This is a genomic window from Plantibacter sp. AC185, assembly GCF_979258065.1.
On the sequence record NZ_OZ409831.1, the window covers coordinates 1791735 to 1807393 of the forward strand.

At 69.5% G+C, this 15659-nt stretch carries 18 protein-coding genes; 8 read left to right on the forward strand and 10 right to left on the reverse strand.

What is annotated here, in order from left to right:
• Positions 1–188: 188 nt before the first annotated feature.
• The 4 genes from ACZZZB_RS08525 to ACZZZB_RS08540 are packed head-to-tail and all read left to right on the forward strand — an operon-like array spanning position 189 to position 2989.
• Positions 189–524, forward strand: coding sequence for an ArsR/SmtB family transcription factor (locus tag ACZZZB_RS08525; protein WP_085511700.1), 336 nt, complete (start codon positions 189–191; stop codon positions 522–524).
• Positions 521–1213 carry a cation diffusion facilitator family transporter gene (locus ACZZZB_RS08530; RefSeq protein WP_192019912.1) on the forward strand — a complete coding sequence of 231 codons (693 nt, stop codon included), beginning with the start codon at positions 521–523 and terminating at the stop codon, positions 1211–1213. Before ACZZZB_RS08525 ends, ACZZZB_RS08530 begins: the two co-directional genes overlap by 4 nt.
• 40 nt (positions 1214–1253) lie before the next feature.
• Positions 1254–2009, forward strand: a complete 756-nt coding sequence (locus ACZZZB_RS08535) for an enhanced serine sensitivity protein SseB C-terminal domain-containing protein (protein WP_426738673.1) — start codon at positions 1254–1256, stop codon at positions 2007–2009.
• 20 nt (positions 2010–2029) lie between these two features.
• Complete coding sequence (locus ACZZZB_RS08540; protein WP_463529445.1) at positions 2030–2989, forward strand: hypothetical protein; 960 nt, start codon at positions 2030–2032, stop codon at positions 2987–2989.
• 12 nt (positions 2990–3001) lie between these two features.
• Here ACZZZB_RS08540 and ACZZZB_RS08545 read toward each other — a convergent pair whose 3' ends face one another.
• Both ACZZZB_RS08545 and ACZZZB_RS08550 read right to left on the reverse strand, forming a co-directional pair.
• Positions 3002–3328: a hypothetical protein gene (locus tag ACZZZB_RS08545; protein ID WP_426738671.1), complete on the reverse strand. Its 327-nt coding sequence runs from the start codon at positions 3326–3328 to the stop codon at positions 3002–3004.
• A gap of 138 nt (positions 3329–3466) precedes the next feature.
• Positions 3467–3892 (reverse strand): Hsp20/alpha crystallin family protein, encoded by a 426-nt coding sequence (locus tag ACZZZB_RS08550; protein WP_071261327.1) that lies wholly within the window; start codon positions 3890–3892, stop codon positions 3467–3469.
• Between the two features lie 160 nt (positions 3893–4052).
• Between ACZZZB_RS08550 and ACZZZB_RS08555 the strand changes: the two genes are divergently transcribed.
• The 3 genes from ACZZZB_RS08555 (at position 4053) to ACZZZB_RS08565 (ending at position 7055) form a co-directional block, all read left to right on the forward strand.
• Positions 4053–4337: a MerR family transcriptional regulator gene (locus ACZZZB_RS08555; protein WP_079704638.1), complete on the forward strand. Its 285-nt coding sequence runs from the start codon at positions 4053–4055 to the stop codon at positions 4335–4337.
• Between the two features lie 43 nt (positions 4338–4380).
• Positions 4381–5853 carry a serine hydrolase domain-containing protein gene (locus ACZZZB_RS08560; RefSeq protein WP_463529446.1) on the forward strand — a complete coding sequence of 491 codons (1473 nt, stop codon included), beginning with the start codon at positions 4381–4383 and terminating at the stop codon, positions 5851–5853.
• A 197-nt stretch (positions 5854–6050) separates the two neighbouring features.
• The gene (locus tag ACZZZB_RS08565; protein ID WP_463529447.1) at positions 6051–7055 is read left to right on the forward strand and encodes a zinc-dependent alcohol dehydrogenase; all 1005 of its coding nucleotides are present in this window, start codon (positions 6051–6053) and stop codon (positions 7053–7055) included.
• A 27-nt stretch (positions 7056–7082) separates the two neighbouring features.
• On the opposite strand, the gene ACZZZB_RS08570 is transcribed toward ACZZZB_RS08565, so the two are convergent.
• The 6 genes from ACZZZB_RS08570 to ACZZZB_RS08595 all read right to left on the reverse strand — a co-directional run bounded on the left by ACZZZB_RS08570 (position 7083) and on the right by ACZZZB_RS08595 (position 13265).
• Positions 7083–8363, reverse strand: a complete 1281-nt coding sequence (locus tag ACZZZB_RS08570; protein WP_463529448.1) for a hypothetical protein — start codon at positions 8361–8363, stop codon at positions 7083–7085.
• A gap of 65 nt (positions 8364–8428) precedes the next feature.
• A complete protein-coding gene (locus tag ACZZZB_RS08575) occupies positions 8429–8683 on the reverse strand; it encodes a hypothetical protein (protein ID WP_192019903.1) in 255 nt (84 codons plus the stop codon).
• Between the two features lie 161 nt (positions 8684–8844).
• Positions 8845–9819: a LacI family DNA-binding transcriptional regulator gene (locus ACZZZB_RS08580; protein WP_463529449.1), complete on the reverse strand. Its 975-nt coding sequence runs from the start codon at positions 9817–9819 to the stop codon at positions 8845–8847.
• Between the two features lie 94 nt (positions 9820–9913).
• Positions 9914–10813 carry a carbohydrate ABC transporter permease gene (locus tag ACZZZB_RS08585; protein ID WP_229939317.1) on the reverse strand — a complete coding sequence of 300 codons (900 nt, stop codon included), beginning with the start codon at positions 10811–10813 and terminating at the stop codon, positions 9914–9916.
• Entirely contained in the window at positions 10810–11874 is a 1065-nt protein-coding gene (locus ACZZZB_RS08590) for a carbohydrate ABC transporter permease (RefSeq protein WP_192019902.1), read from the reverse strand. The genes ACZZZB_RS08585 and ACZZZB_RS08590 overlap by 4 nt, the downstream gene beginning before the upstream one ends.
• 89 nt (positions 11875–11963) lie before the next feature.
• Entirely contained in the window at positions 11964–13265 is a 1302-nt protein-coding gene (locus ACZZZB_RS08595) for an ABC transporter substrate-binding protein (RefSeq protein ID WP_137242659.1), read from the reverse strand.
• A gap of 234 nt (positions 13266–13499) precedes the next feature.
• Here ACZZZB_RS08595 and ACZZZB_RS08600 point away from each other — a divergent pair, with 234 nt between their 5' ends.
• Positions 13500–14348, forward strand: a complete 849-nt coding sequence (locus ACZZZB_RS08600) for a DNA/RNA non-specific endonuclease (protein ID WP_202939514.1) — start codon at positions 13500–13502, stop codon at positions 14346–14348.
• 28 nt (positions 14349–14376) lie between these two features.
• Here ACZZZB_RS08600 and ACZZZB_RS08605 read toward each other — a convergent pair whose 3' ends face one another.
• On the reverse strand, positions 14377–14877 hold the full coding sequence (locus tag ACZZZB_RS08605) for a MarR family winged helix-turn-helix transcriptional regulator (protein ID WP_202939515.1): 501 nt from the start codon (positions 14875–14877) through the stop codon (positions 14377–14379).
• A 107-nt stretch (positions 14878–14984) separates the two neighbouring features.
• Positions 14985–15596 (reverse strand): TetR/AcrR family transcriptional regulator C-terminal domain-containing protein, encoded by a 612-nt coding sequence (locus tag ACZZZB_RS08610; RefSeq protein WP_159877011.1) that lies wholly within the window; start codon positions 15594–15596, stop codon positions 14985–14987.
• Positions 15597–15659 lie beyond the last annotated feature (63 nt).

A 15659-nucleotide genomic window follows, 5' to 3' on the forward strand; every position in this document is an offset into this window, starting at 1 on the left:
TCCTGGACGCGGAGATGCGTTCGGGCGCCATGCCGCGAGGACCCGTCAACGTTGCCAGCGCGGTGCGGCGGCGGCAAGCCGAGACGCCCGATTGCCAGCGTTTCGCCTCGCCTAACGCGGCTGTTCGGGCGACCGCGAGGGTTGCTCGATACAGCGTTTCGTGTACTGTCGTTCGCGTGACCGACACCATGACGCCGACCGCGACCCTGACGCACACCGCTGCGCTTGCGAGGCTGGGGCACGCCCTGTCGGACGAGACCCGGGCCCGCATCCTCCTGACCCTGCGCGAGGCACCGGCCTTCCCCTCCGACCTCGCGGACGCACTCGGCGTCTCCCGACAGGTCATGTCGAACCAGCTCGCCTGTCTCCGCGGCTGCGGCCTCGTCGAAGGCGTCAAGGAAGGACGCAACACCTGGTACCGCCTGGCGGACAGCCACCTGGCGCCGGCGCTCGACGACCTCCTCCGGCTCGTCCTGGTCGTCGATCCCGCCTGCTGCTCGGGTGAGAGCTGCACCTGCGCATGAGCGCCGTCGGCCTGCCGAGCCCCCGTCTCCGCGCCCAGCTGAGCCCCGCCAGACGCGCGACGCTGCAGCGCCGGATCCGCTGGATCGTCGCGGCGACCATCGCCTACAACGTCGTCGAGGCCGTCATCGCCCTGTCGGCCGGGACCGTCGCCTCATCAGCGGCCCTCGTCGGCTTCGGTCTCGACTCGATCGTCGAGGTCCTGTCCGCCGCCGCGGTCGCCTGGCAGTTCTCGAGCCCCGATCCCCATCGTCGGGAACGGATCGCCCTCCGGGTGATCGCCCTGTCGTTCTTCGGCCTCGCCGCGTTCGTGAGCGTCGACGCCGCCCGCTCGCTGCTCGGGTTCGCCGAAGTCCAGCACTCGACCGTCGGTATCGTCCTCGCGGCGGTCAGCGTCGTGATCATGCCGGCGTTCTCGCTGTTCGAACGCCGGACCGGCAAGGAACTCGGATCCGCCTCCGCCGTCGCGGACTCGAAGCAGACGCTCATCTGCTCCTACCTGTCGGCCGCGGTCCTCATCGGGCTGGTCCTCAACAGCACCCTCGGCTGGGCTTGGGCGGACGGCGTCGCCGCCCTCGTCATCGCCGGCTTCGCGGTCCGTGAGGGCGTCGAAGCCTGGCGTGGAGACGCGTGCAAGCGGCCGGTCTCATCGCTCACCTCGGAGAACACGGACACCTGCGACTGCTGCTGAGCACGCGCACCTTCCCACACGGCCGGGATACGCTGCTGGCATGCCTGCCGCCGACGACGCACCCGACGCTCCCGACATCGAAGCCCTCCTCGCCGCAGCCGCGAACGACCGCTCGAACGCCCCCGCGTTCCTGACGGCGCTCCTCGAGAGCACCGTGATCGTGGCAGGGACCGTGACCGACGACGGCATGGCGACCCTGGCTGACCTCCTCGACTCGGACGGCAGCTCGGTGCAGCCGTTCTACACCTCGAAGGCGCGCTTCCAGGAGACGCTCCAGGTCGTCCCGTCGTTCGAACAGCACCTCCTCGCCCTCCCCTGCCGCGTCCTGTGGCAGATGACCCGAGGCGCGAGGCTGGTCCTGAACCCGCATTCCACACACGGCAAGGAGTTCCTCCCCGGCGAAGTCGCCCAGCTGCTCGACGGCGAGGCGGTGCTCACACCACGCGTGGTCGAGCGCGAGACCGAGGTCATGGTGGGACAGCCGGCTCGCATCCCACCAGGGATGACCGAGACCCTGACCGCGGTCCTCGCCGAGTACGGCGAGGTCGACGAAGCGGTGCTGGGCTGGAAGGTCACCCCGCAGGAGGGCGGCACGTTCGACGAGTGCTACCTCCTCGTCATCGTCGGCGCCCCGACCGCCCGTGAGACGATCAGCGGTCCGCTCGCACGCGCCCTCGCGACGTACTCGGCGAGCGTGCCGATCGACGTCATGTACGTGGCGCCTGGCGCGAAGCATCTCCTGACCAGTGTCCCGCCGTTCCATCGCCGCAAGCGAGGGCTGTTCCGGCGACGATGAGCAGTGGGCTGAGTCGAACGGTGCCCGCGATCGCACGTGGCGCACGCGTCCTCACGATCGCCGCGCTGCTGGGCGTCCTCACAGCGTGTAGCGCGCCACTGTCGGGGGTGCCCACCGGGACTCCGACCGGATCCGCACCGAATGCATCGGCGGCGCTCCCACCCGCGCCGACGTCCACCTTCCCGGGGCTCGCCTGCGACGCGCTCGTCCCCGACGCGGAGGTCGCATCCTTCCTGGGCGCCGCAGCCGCGCCGCAACCGCTCACCGTCGACGACGCCCCGGTCCTGCAGGACGGCGGGACCGTCTGCGCCTGGGCCGATGAGGCGGCCGGCACCTCACTGACCGTCCGACTCGTCGGAGAGGGTGTCGACCACTGGGCAACCTTCAACCACTGGTACGAGCACACCGACTGGAGCGCGAGCGTCGGCGAGATCAACGGGACGATGTGCTCGGACGGCGCCTGCTCCGTCCACGCCCTCGACGGCGAGCGGTTCATCGAGGTCGATGCGGCGGGGGTCGACGACCCGGCAGGGACGCGCACAGAGGAACTGGCTCGCGCAGCGCTCGCGGCAGCCCCGGTTCCGGCGCCCGCCGCACCCCCGTCATCGGCGCCCACCTCGCGCTCGTGCGCCACGGCGCTGCCGGTGGACATCGCTGCAGCACACCTCGGCGCAGCCGCCACCGGCGCGAGCTACGTGAGCACCGCGACACCGAGCTACCACCTCGTGCAGGACTCGCTCCAGCGGGTCGGCGGACTCGACTGCCGACTGCTGTCCGCGGACTCCCGCGAGCTCGTCCGGTTCACGGTGCTCCCCGGAGGTGCGTGGGTGCTTCGCGAGGACAGTCCGGTCGGCGCCGTGGATGCGGCCGGGAGCGAGCACTCGGCGCACGCTCGACGTGGCGACGACTGGGTGCGTCTGCAGGCCCCCGGGGCGAGCGAGGAGACGACTCGGGCCTTGTTGGCCGAGCTGCTCGGCTGAGCTCGACGTGCGCTAGAACACCGGCCGGTCCGCGATGGACACGAGGACCGCGGCGATCACGGTCACGACGGTCAGCGCGATGGCGACGACCCACTGCATCCGAGGCACCGCGCGTCGGATCACGAGGACCAGGTGCGCCAGGAGCGCGAGCACCGCCACCGCGGCGACCACAGTGCCGACCACCGCCGGCTCGAACACCGCGACCTGTTCCGTCGCGATGCCGTCGGCACCCGGCGCCTGGTACCAGATCATCGTGGTCTGCGTCGCCGCGACCAACAGGCCGAGTGCGGCGATCACGAGCAGGGCTGACGCTACGAGGATCCGTTGGACGCGGGACATGCCCCCAGTATGCCGACCGCCGGTCGCACACGGGCGAACGCCCCACCCACGGATCGTGGGCGGGGCGTTCGGTTCGTTCGATCCGGACGGGTGTCAATCCCGGCTCAGTGTCGATCCCGGGTCAGTGTCGATCCCGGCTCAGGCGTTGATCGACTGCGGGTGGTCGGTCGTGGAGTCGACGGTGATCTTCCGCGGCTTCGCACGCTCGCTCACCGGGATGATCACGGAGAGCACACCGCTGTCGTAGGACGCGGTGATGCCGTCGAGGTCGACTCCCTCGCCGAGGGTGAACTGCCGCAGGAAGTGGCCGCCACCGCGCTCACGTGCGAGCCAGCGGACACCCTCGCGGCTGTCGGCCGTGCGCTGGGCACGGATGGTGAGCTGACCACCGTCGACGTCGACGTCGATGGATCCGGGGTCGATGCCGGGGAGGTCGGCGACCATCATGTACCGGTCGCCGTCACGGAACAGGTCCACCGGCATGGGCCGGGGTGCGCGCACGGAGTCCAGTACGGAGGCCGCGAAGCGGTCGAGCTGGCTGATGGGGTCGAGGGTCATTGCCATGGGTGTTCTCCTTCCCTGTCGCCCGATGACGGATCGGGCTCATTGATTGTCAGTGCCCGGAAGTCTCAGATCCGGGGGTTCGGATCTGTACTTCGTGGTGTAGATTTTTTATACATCCGAAACCTGATCCAGTGCAACCCGTTCAAAGGAAATCTCAAGCATGGCCGATCGTGACGGCGCGACACCCGTGTACGGCATCGCCGTCGCAGCCCAGCTCGCCGGCGTCCCGGAGGCGTCCCTGCGGCTCTTCGAGAGCAAAGGCCTCCTCACCCCGTCCCGGACCGAAGGCGGCACCCGTCGCTACAGCGAGGACGACATCGAGCGACTCAAGCGCGTCACCGACCTCCGCGACGACGGCGTCAACCTCGCCGGCATCGCTCGCGTGCTCGATCTCGAGGACATCAACCAGGGGCTCCGCGACCAGCTCGACGCCGACCAGGACTGAGGGTCGGGTCGATCCGGCCGCCGGCAGGTGGCAGCATGGAGGGATGAGCCTGCAGCGAAGCACTCCGTCCGCCCAGCACGTCGACGCCGCCGGGATCGAGGCGTTCATCACCGCCCTCGAGCACACGCCGAACGTCGAACCGCACAGCCTGATGCTCCTGCGCGGCGGGAACGTCGTCGCCGAGGGCTGGTGGGCGCCGTACTCGGCCGAGCGGGTGCACCTGCTGTACTCGCTGAGCAAGAGCTTCACCTCGACCGCCGTCGGCCTCGCCGTCGAGGAGGGTCTGCTCGGACTCGACGACACGATCATCAGCCACTTCCCGGAGCTCGACGCCGAGATCACCGACCCCCGCAGCCGCGCCATGCGCGTGCGCCACGTGCTCGCGATGGCGAGCGGCCACCGCGAGGAGACGATCATGCGGGCCGCTGCGATCGACCCGACGAACCTCGTCCGCGGCTTCCTGCTCCTCCCGCCCGACGAGGACCCGGGAACCGTCTTCGCGTACAACCAGCCCTGCACCTACACTGCCGCGGCGATCGTCCAGCGCGTCACGGGCGGGACGCTCACCGACTACCTGCGACCGCGGTTGCTCGAGCCACTGGGTATCGGCGAGTTCGACTGGCAGCAGGACGACGAGGGCTTCGAGCTCGGGTACAGCGGCCTGCACGCGACGACGGAAGCGATCGCCGCACTCGGTCAGCTCTATCTGCAGGGCGGCGAGTGGGCTGGTCGACAGTTGCTGCCGGCCGCCTGGGTCGCCGAGGCGACACGATCCCACATCGCGAACGGCGACGACCCTGAGTCGGACTGGGCGCAGGGGTACGGGTTCCAGTTCTGGATGGCCCGTCACGGGTTCCGCGGCGACGGCGCTTACGGTCAGTACTGCGTCGTCCTGCCGGAGCACGACGTCGTCCTGGCGATCACGGGGCAGAGTCTCGACATGCAGGCCGTGCTGAACGCCGCGTGGGAGCACCTGCTGCCGGCCTTCGGGACCGCCGAGCGCAGCGACGCAGACCGCAGTCCGACCTCGGACGCCGATCAGTCGCTGCTCGCACACCTGGCGGGGCTCGCCCTGCCGCCGCTCGACGTGTCGGACGAGACCGGCGCGGCTTCGTCACTGCGCGAACTCGTCGGACGGACGTTCGCGGCCGCCGCCGACACCGGCCTGGCGCAGCTGACGGCGCTCGAGGTGACGGCGGGCGAGGGTGACGACACCGTGCTGGTCGTGCACGAGGGCGACGACCGGGTGGAGCTCGTCCCCGGTGTCGGCGCGTGGCGGACGCATGGACCGATCACGGCGAGTGCCGCCTGGGGCACCGGCGGCGAGGACGGAGCGCGGGTCCTCCGCGTCGACGCGATCTTCATCGAGACACCCCACCGCATGCACCTCGAGATCGACCCGGCGGCCGGCACCTTCGACGCCTGGTGGGAGACGACGCCGCTCCGGACCTCCCGACTCGCCGAGGTGCAGCGGCCCAGCGCGGTCGTCGCAGGCGGAGGCAAGTCGTCCTGGTGAACTGACGCGGGCGAGCCGAGGCCACCCGGCCCGACTGCCCTTCGACAGGCTCAGGGACCAGAGCGTCCCGAGCACACCCCCTCCGGTCACTGAGCCTGTCGAAGTGCCCACGAGGACACCTCGTCCTTCCGCATGCAGATCGACGGCGGCATACCCCCACTACGCTCTGACCAGCGCCGTCACGACGAGGAGACCGCATGAGAGCCGTAGGCATCACCGCACCGAACGAGGCCACCGTCCTCGATCGCCCGGATCCACAGGCCGGACCGGGTGAGGTCCTCATCCACATCGAGCGCGCAGGACTCTGCGGCACGGATGTCGCGCTCTTCCGAGGCACCATGCCGTACCTCGCCGACGGCCGCACGACCCTGCCGCTCCAACCCGGCCACGAGTGGGCCGGTCGGGTGGTCTCGGTGGGCGAGGGTGTCACCTCGACTGCAGCGGGAGACCTCGTCACCGGCGACACCTTCATCGGGTGCGGCGTCTGCACGCTCTGCACCTCGGGCCGACACCACCTCTGTCCCGACCACCTCGAACTCGGCGTCCTCGGGCAACTGGACGGTGCCCTCGCGGAGCTCCTGGTCGTCCCCGAACGCGCCGTCCATCGCCTCCCGGCCGGGGTCGAAGCGGACCTCGGCGCGATGGTCGAGCCCGCCTCCTGCTCGCTCCGTGGCGTCCGGCTCACGGAGGTGGGCCCCGGCGACCGCGTGCTCGTCTGGGGCGCCGGAACCCTCGGTATGTTCGCCGCGCTCTTCGCCGCCGACGCCGGAGCCGGCGTGGCCGTCGTCGCCCGACGCGACTCCGACCGGAGCTTCGTGGCCGGGTTCGGCCTCGAGACCCGCGACCCGACCGACCTCGGAGACGAGCGCTTCGACGTGATCATCGAGGCGACGGGTTCAGCCGAGGTCACCCGTCGCCTCCTCGACAACGCCACCGCCGGCGCCCGCATCGCCCTGCTCGGCGTGCCCGGCGGCGACGTCGGACTCCCGTCCGGGAGACTCATCGCCCTCGACGCCACCGTCCACGCGGTGCTCGGTGGCTCGGCCGACATCGACGAGGCTGCGCGGCGGTTCGCGACCATGGGCGACACGGTCCGCCGATTGATCGGCTCCGTGATCACCCTCGACGAGGTGCCACGGGTGCTCGCCGAGGGACTCCCCCGCGCGGCCGGCGGCGGACCGAAGACACAGATCCGCTTCTGAATCGCGCGGGGCCGGGACCGGCTCAGATCAGCCGAGACCGTTCATGCGGGAGCGGGCGAGGCCGACGACACCCACGAACGCACCTCCCAGCAGCAGGGCGATCGCGAGCGCGAACGGGGCCGCGTCGGCGCCGGTCCGCACCAGCGTGTCTTCACTCGCTCGATGTGACGACCCTGCACTGATGGCGGTCGCAGTCGAGGTCGCGGGCTCCACCTGCTGCCCGCCCGGAAGCGCAGGACCCTCGGGTACCCGGGGGTTCTCGGGGATCTCGGGCGCGACCGGCTCCGATGGGGCGACGACGGTGACGACGAGGTCCGTCGCAGCACCGGCGAGTCCACCGGCACGGGCTCGGACCGTCACCGTGTGTGTTCCCTCGGCGAGCGACTCGGTGGGCCGGAAGGCCCAGGTCTCCTCGATCGTCGCCTCAGCGGTCCCGATCGGAACACCGTCGACCTCGATCCCGACCTCTGTGCCGCCGGGCGCGGTCCCGCTCAGCGTCGCATCGGGCGCGAGAACGCCGTCGGCCGGCGCAGTGATGGTCGCGGCGCCGGGCGTGAGCTCGAGCTCGAACGGCGTGGTGGACGCGATCCGACCGTTCTGGACGAAGCCCATGGTGCCTCCGCGGAGGGTGCCGTAGGGGGCATCGGCGTCCACAGCCAGGTCGACGGTCTGCACGCCGTCCCAGACGCTGCTCTCCGTGCCGCAGTCGGCGGTCGAGCCGTCGGGGCCGATGACGCAGTCCGGCGCACCGGTTCCCACGATGGTCGTCCGATCGGGAGCCGTGAACCGCATGACCCCTGAGGTGCCGCCATTGACCGGCACCTCCACGGTGAGTGCTTGCCCCGCCGCAGCCTGGGCGAGGTGCGGTGGGAGCACCTCGATGGTGAAGGGGGTCGACGCGACCACGGTCCCGCGCACCTCGAATGCGATCGAACCGCCGGTCAGCGTCCCGGCTGGAGCGTCGGGGTCGACGCGCATCGTCGCCATCAGCTCGGACGTCCAGACCTTCGCGTCCGTACCGCAGCGGACCTGGGTGGCGTAGCGCGTGTCGCAGCCGCCGGTCGTCACGATGCCGATCGTCGCATGCTCCGGAGCGGTCACGACGAGGGTGCCGGTCTCGCCGGTGGTGAACGACATGACGAGGCCCTCACCGGCCCGGGCGTCACCGATGGGGTCGATGACCGCCGCCGCCGAGGCGGACTGCGGTGCGGCGAGGACGAGCAAGGACAGGGCGGTGGTCGTTGCGAGCGCCCACGCGCTCGGTCGGAGACCGCGTCTCCGCGTCGGACGGTCGTTGTGGTCATGCATGGTGATGCTCCGATCTGGCGGTGTTCGGGTTGGTGGCGACCACGAGCGCGGTCACGTCGGATGGATCAGGCGATGGGGTCGAGCACCGAGGCTCGGGCGAGGCGAGCGAGGACGGCGACGATGACGAACTGGACGGCGAACAGGGCTGCCGTCAGCACCAGGGCGGTCACCGCGGTGGCTTCACCCTCCAACGGAGAGACGCCGGGGAGGAAGCCGATGCCGAACACGATCAACGCGTCGAGGAGGAAGGTGGACGACACGAGCGCCATCAGGACGCGGGCGTCGTCGGATCGGTGTGGGTTCCGGACGTTCGAGGACATACAGGTAAAATATCATATGTTGGATAGAAACTGAAGTATGAGTTCATCAGGAACGAGAATCGCTCGCGTTCAGCGCCCCCGATCTTCCCGAACGCGTGAGGCCATGACCGGCTCGAAGCCACGACCGACGTCGATCCCGCCGGGACGACCACGCAGCGGGGTCAGACCGAGGCGCGCTCCACGAGCTCGCACGGGATCGTCGTCATCTCCGGGACATCGTCGCCGGCGATGAGGCGGTGCAGCGTCTGCACGAGCAGCGCACCCTTCTCCGCGGTGTGCAGATCGACCGTCGTCAACGCGGGATAGGCGTCCACCGCGAACACGTTGTTGTCGACCGAGGTCATGGCGATCCGCGTCGGCACCGGGATCCCGCGGTCGCGGAGCACACCGAGCGCGCCCGTCGCCATCTGCGCCGACGCCGCGAACACCGCATCGACCTGCCGGCCGTCTGCGAGGAGCCGTTCCATCGCCCGCGCGCCGCTCGTCGGCGTGAAGTCCCCCTCCTCCTCCGGTCCCGGCTCGAGTCCCGCCTCGAGGAGGGCGCGCCGCCACCCGGCACGGCGGTCGATACCGGCCGCGGTGTCGAGCGGGCCGGTGATCGTGGCGATGCGGGACCGACCGGCCTCCACCAGACGCCGGGTCGCCAAGGCGCCCGCCTCCACGTTGTCGACGTCGACGACGTGCCCAGGTGGCGTCGTCTCCTCGAGCGCCCGCACCCCGAACACGACCGGGAGGGACGTCGACAGCTTCGCGTACGCCTGCATGCTCGTGTGATGCGAGAGGACGAGCGCGCCGTCCACGTTGCCGCCGGTGAGGAACCGACGGGTCTTGTCCGGGTCGACGTCGGATTCGATCAGCAGGGTCAGCGTGTAGTCGGTCGACGACGCGTACATCGCAGCACCCTGGATGACCTCGGCGAAGTAGGGATCGGCGAAGAACTCGGCGGTGCGTTGCGGGATGACCATCGCGATCGTCTGCGCACGCCGACGCACGAGGCTGCGTGCCGCGCGGTTCGGGACGTAGTGCAGCTGCTCGACGGCGGCGGTCACCGACGCGACCGCCTCCGGCGTCACCTGGGAGGACCCGTTGATGACGCGGGAGGCGGTGGACTTGGAGACGCCCGCGAGCGCTGCCACCGCGATGAGCGTGGGGACGGTGGAGTCCGTCTCGGTGTCGATGGTGTGTCTCCTCAGTCGTGCCGGTGTGAAGACACTGTATGCGGCGCAGGCGTCATCCCTTGACCGCGCCCTGCATGATGCCCGCCACGAGCTGCTTCCCCGCGAGGACGAAGAGGATCAACAGTGGGATCACCGAGAGCACCGCGCCGGCGAGCACGAGCGAGTGGTCCGGGGTCTGTCCGCCGCTCGCACTCAGGGCCGCGAGCGCCGTCTGCACACTCGGGTTCCGCGGACCGAGGACGAGGAGTGGCCAGAGGAAGTCGGTCCACGCGGCCATGAAGGTGAAGAGCGCGAGGACGGCCATCGCCGGGCGGGCGGCCGGCAGCGCGACATGCCAGAAGGTGCCCCACATCGACGCGCCGTCGACGCGCGCGGCCTCGATGAGCTCGTCGGGGATGACGTCGACGAGGTACTGGCGCATGAAGAACACACCGAACGCGGTCACGAGCCCCGGCAGGATCACCGCCTGGAGCGTTCCCACCCACTCCCACTCGGCCATGAGCATGAACAACGGGATGATGCCGAGCTGCGTGGGGATGGCCATCGTGGCGATCACCGCGAGCAGCAGCCCGTTGCTGGCCCGGAACTTCAGCTTCGCGAAGGAGTAGCCGGCGAGGGTCGAGAAGAACACCACCGAGACCGTGATCGCGCCCGAGATGATGACGCTGTTCGCGAGCGCCTGCAGGAACGGCGCGGTCTCGAACACCTTCGCCGCGTTGCCGAGGAAGTTCGGGCCGGGGAGGACGGCGGGCGGCACGAGGTTCGTGTCGGAGGACTGCCGACTCGAGATGACGAACGACCACCACAACGGGAACGCCGAGATGGCGAAGAACGCGATCAGGATGGCGTAGGTGAGGATGCCCGGCCGCTCGTGGTCCTTGCCCTTGCGGTATCGCGGGGCCTCCGTGGTCGCGGCCGGTTCGGTCCGCGTGCGTTCCATCAGGGTGCTCATGCTCGTCCGCCTCGCTGGTCGGTGGTGCTCGTGGTCTTTGAACGCGAGCGGGCCGGGCTGGTGCTGACGGACCGCGTCGTGATGAGGGTGTCGCGCACCTTCGGGATCCGCACCGGACGTGCGTCGTTCGTCCGGATGGCCCTGGTGATCGCGAAGTTGATCAGGCCCGCGAGGATGATCACGAGGAACAGGATCCAGGCGGTGGCGGATGCTCGACCGAAGTCCCGCCTCGGGAAGGCGAGCTCGTACAGGTACAGGACGATTGTCTGGAACTGCCGGTCGGATCCGCCGTTGCTCCGGGGGTCGAACAGCTTCGGTTCCGTGAAGATCTGCAGCCCGCCGATCGTCGAGGTGATGACGACGAAGATGAGCGTCGGACGGATCATCGGGATCGTGATCGACCAGAACCGTCGGAGCTTGTTCGCGCCGTCCAGCGCGGCGGACTCGTAGACGTCCCGTGGGATCGCCTGCATCGCTGCGAGGAGGATGAGGGCGTTGTAGCCGGTCCACCGCCAGTTCACCATGCTCGCGATGGCGACGTGCGAGGGGAAGACGTCGAACGCCCACCGGATCGGGTCGAGCCCGAACAGCTCGAGGAGGCCGGCGACCGGTCCGTGGTACTGGTTGAAGATCTGCAGGAAGATGACTGCGACGGCGACCGGCGCCACGATGTACGGCAGCAGGATGCTCATCCGCCAGAACGTGCGACCGCGGAGCGTCTGGTCCAGGAGGGCGGCGATCAGCGTCGCGATGACGAGCTGCGGCACCGCCGAGAGCAGGAAGATGCTGACGGTGTTGCCGAACGCGTTCCAGAAGAACGGGTCCGAGAGGACGGAGACGTAGTTGTCGAGTCCGACGAAGTCCCCCTGGCCCTTCAACAGATGCCACTCGTACAGCGACACGTTGAAGGTGTAGACGATCGGGAAGATGCCGATGAGGGCGAAGAGGATGAAGAACGGCGCGATGTACAGGTACGGCGAGGCGCGGTAGTCGAAGCGGTTCAGCTTCTGTCGGAACGTCAACGCGGCAGGTGGCCGGCGGACGGTTGCGGTGCTGGTCATGGCTCTGCCAATCCGGGAGAGGGAGCGGGAGGGGTACCGGGGCGTCCGCGTGCGAACGGACGCCCCGGCGAGCTGCGTCGGAGAGGAGGTCAGCCGACGAGCTGGTCGAGCAGCTTGAGCGCCTCGTTCCAGGCGGTGTCACCGTCGGTGATCTCGCCCTGGCTCACGCGGTCGAGGATCGGACCGAACACGTTGTCCTGGATGTTGGAGTCCTCAGGACCCTTCACCTGGGCCACGACCCCCTCGGACCGTGCGGCGAAGATCTCGCCCACCGGTGCGTCGTTGAAGAACGGGTTGGTGGAGTCCTTCACGAGCTCCTGGCCGTCGAGCGTGCTCGGGAACGGACCGGCGAGTTCGAACGATGCGGCCTGCGCCTCAGGGGATGCGAGCCAGAGGGCGAGCTCGGCCGCCTCCTCCTTGTGCTCGGAGTTCTCGGCGACGCCGAGGAACGCACCGCCCCAGTTGGCCGCGCCGCCGGGCATCACGTCGGCGAAGTCCCAACCGCTGTCGGTCGTGCCCTCGTCGTAGTAGCCCTGCACGATGCCGAGCATCCAGCTCGGGCACATGTAGGTCGCGAACTTGCCCTCCTTGGCCTCCGGGCCGACGTCCCAGCCGGGAAGACCGGCACCGAGTCCGGCCTGTTCGGCCTCGACGATCTTCGCGAACTGCTCCTTCAGCACGTCGTTGCCCTCGATGTTCAGGGTCTCGCCGTCGGCCTTGTAGTAGCCCTCCTCCTGCTGGTTCACGAAGGAGTTCCAGAAGAACCGGGGGCTGTGATAGAACGCCTTCCCGGTGGCACCGACGTACTCCTCACCGACCTCGAAGAAGCGGTCCCAGGTCGCGTCCTCGCCGCCGAAGTACGCGGCGACCTCGCTGCGCTCGCTCGGCAGACCGGCTGCCGCGAACAGGTCACCGCGGTAGCAGATGCCCTGCGGGCCGATGTCGAGACCGGCGCCGATCACGCGACCGTCGGCGTCCGTGCCCTGCTCGTACTTCCAGTCCAGCCAGGTGTCCTTGACGTCCTCGATGCCGTAGTCGCGGAGGTCGACGAAGGAGTCGCTGACCTCGGAGATGGTTCCGAGCCAGCCCTCCTCGATGGCCACCACGTCGCTGAGGCCGGTTCCGGCGGCGATCTTGGCGTAGGCGTCGTCGCGCGCAGCTCCACCACCCTCCAAGTTGGTGGCCTCGATGGTGATGTTGGGGTGCTCCTCCATGTACTTCTCGTAGTTGGCGTCGACCCCCATGGTGCCGAACGTGGTGACCGAGAGGGTGATCTTCTCGTCTCCGCCGCTGCCGGCGGGGGAACTGCACCCCGAGGCCAGGACGGCGAGGATCGATGCCCCCGCGATGGATGCGGCGGTGATGCCGCGGCGTTTGCTGTTCACAGTCACTCCTTTGTGTGTGCGCTTCGGTGTCGGCCGGCCACCCATCCGGGATCCGCGACGCGACGCCGTGGGAACGTTCCCACGGGCATGCAGGACACACTAAGCGCTGGGTTGGACGAGGTCAAGAGAGCGCTCTCATTTGTTGCGGAACGGGTGCATGATCGTGAACGGTCGGTGACGTCGTGGCCATCGGGCGGGTCCCCGTTCCGATTCGATCGGATTCATGATCGACTCATTGCCATGACCGGCTTCGATTCAGGCTTCCTCGACCTCGCCGACCAGCTGCAGCTCCCGGCCCCGGCCGACCCCGCCGAGCTGGCGCGCCTCCGCCGTCTCGACTACACGCACTTCACCGTGCTCCTCGACCCCGAACGCCGCCTGGCAGCCGCGACCGGGGTCGACATCGACGGCGCCGCCCTCCTCGACCTCGGGCGCGGCGACGACTGGCACCTCGACGACCGCGTCCCGGTGGAGGAGCAGGCCGGCCCGGAACTCTACGCGCGCAACGACCTCGACCGCGGCCACCTCGTGCGGCGGAGGGACCCGGTCTGGGGGCCCGTCGAGATCGCCCGGCAGGCCAACGTCGACACCTTCTGCTACACGAACGCCGCCCCGCAGGCTGCGGACTTCAACCAGTCACTCGAGCTTTGGAACGGTCTGGAAGACCTCGTCCTCGAGTACGCCTCGGCCGGGCGCCGGCGGCTGTCGGTCTTCACCGGGCCGGTGTTCGCCGACACGGACCCGCTCTACCGCGGCGTGCAGATCCCGCGGCAGTTCTGGAAGGTGGCGGCGTGGTCGAACGACGGAGCGCTCGCGGCGAGCGGCTACCTCCTCGACCAGTCGGCGCAGCTCGACGACCTCGACCTCGGCCGGTCCAGTGCGATCGACGACACGCACGATGCCACCGCCGTGCCCCCACTCGGCCCGTTCCGGACCTTCCAGCTGCCGATCCTCGACCTCGCGAGCGTCACCGGTCTCGACTTCGGTGCCCTCGCCTCCGCCGACGTCCTCGAGCCGGCTCCCGCAACGGTGCGCCCGGACACCGACACCTGGATCGAGCTGAGCGGCCCGTCCGACCTGCGGTTCTGAGGCAGGTCCGGAACCTCGACCCAGAGCCCTACCGACGCTCGAGCGCCGCGCCGATGACCCGGAGGCTCTCGATGAGCACGGCCACCTGCTCATGGCTGAGCCCGGCGAGCATCGCCTTCTCGTCATCCACCAGTCGACGCATCGCCTCGTCGACCCGCTGCTGACCGAGCGTCGTCAGGACGACGATCTTGCTCCGGCCGTCGGCCTCGTTCTTCTGTCGGGCGACGAGCGAGCGAGCGGCCAGGCGATCGAGCTGACTCGCGAGGTTGCCGCTCGTGATACCCAGTCGGGTGGCGAGCATGGACGGCGTCAGCCCGTCCGCTCCGTGCTGGCGGAGGATGGAGAGGAACTCGAACTCCCACGGCCGCAGGTTGCTCGCGGCGAACGACAGTCGTCGAACCTCCTGGAGGTGCGGCACGAGCCGACGGAGACGGGACACCACGTCGAGCGGTGCGAAGTCCACGTCGGGCAGTGCGTTCGCCCAGGCGTCGATGACGATGTCGACGTCGTCGTCATCACCCTTCGCCATCACCGGCCTCCCTCACGTCCTGCCTGCACCAACGCTACCGTGGGCCGCCACCGATCCAGACGGTGGGCGGTTCCATCCACGCTGTGCTATCGGCGGACCGAGAGCCGTCAGCGGACGGAGAGCGCCGCCAGGCCGTCGACGAGGAGACCGACCCCGAAGGCGAACGCCTGTGCCTGGTCCTCCTGTCCGAGCGGATCCGTCGCAGCGTCTGCCAGCACGCCGACGCTGTCGTACTGCATCCGTTGCTGCTCGTGCGACACGTGCCCGAGGATGAAGTGGAGCAGCACCGTGCCCGCACGTCGACTCGTCGCCTCGTCGAACCCGGCCACCGACACCGCATCCGTCAGCCGGGTGAGCGCACGTCCGGAACCGAGCCCGAGCGCGTAGGTGCTCGACACCACCTCGGCCCCGTCGCGATAGGCGAGGAGGGCGTCGCGCAGCGCCTCCGCCTCCACGCGCGTCCGCTCGCGCCAGTCGGAACCGGCCTCGGACACCGCGTCACCCGGTGCCGGGTGCGCATCGACGATCCGGTCGGCGAGCTCGGCGATGAGGGTCTGCTTGTTCTCGAAGTGCCAGTACAGCGCGCTCGGCTGGACGTCGAGCGACGCGGCGAGGCGGCGCATCGTGAGGTCGGCCAGGCCGTGATCGTCGAGGATGCGGAGGGCCACCTGAGCCACATCGTCGCGCCGATGGCGACGCACTGTTTCGGGACCGGACATGAGCACCACTATAGTGAACGCTGTTCAGGTGAACACCGTTCAGGTGCGATCCACCCGCCCCAG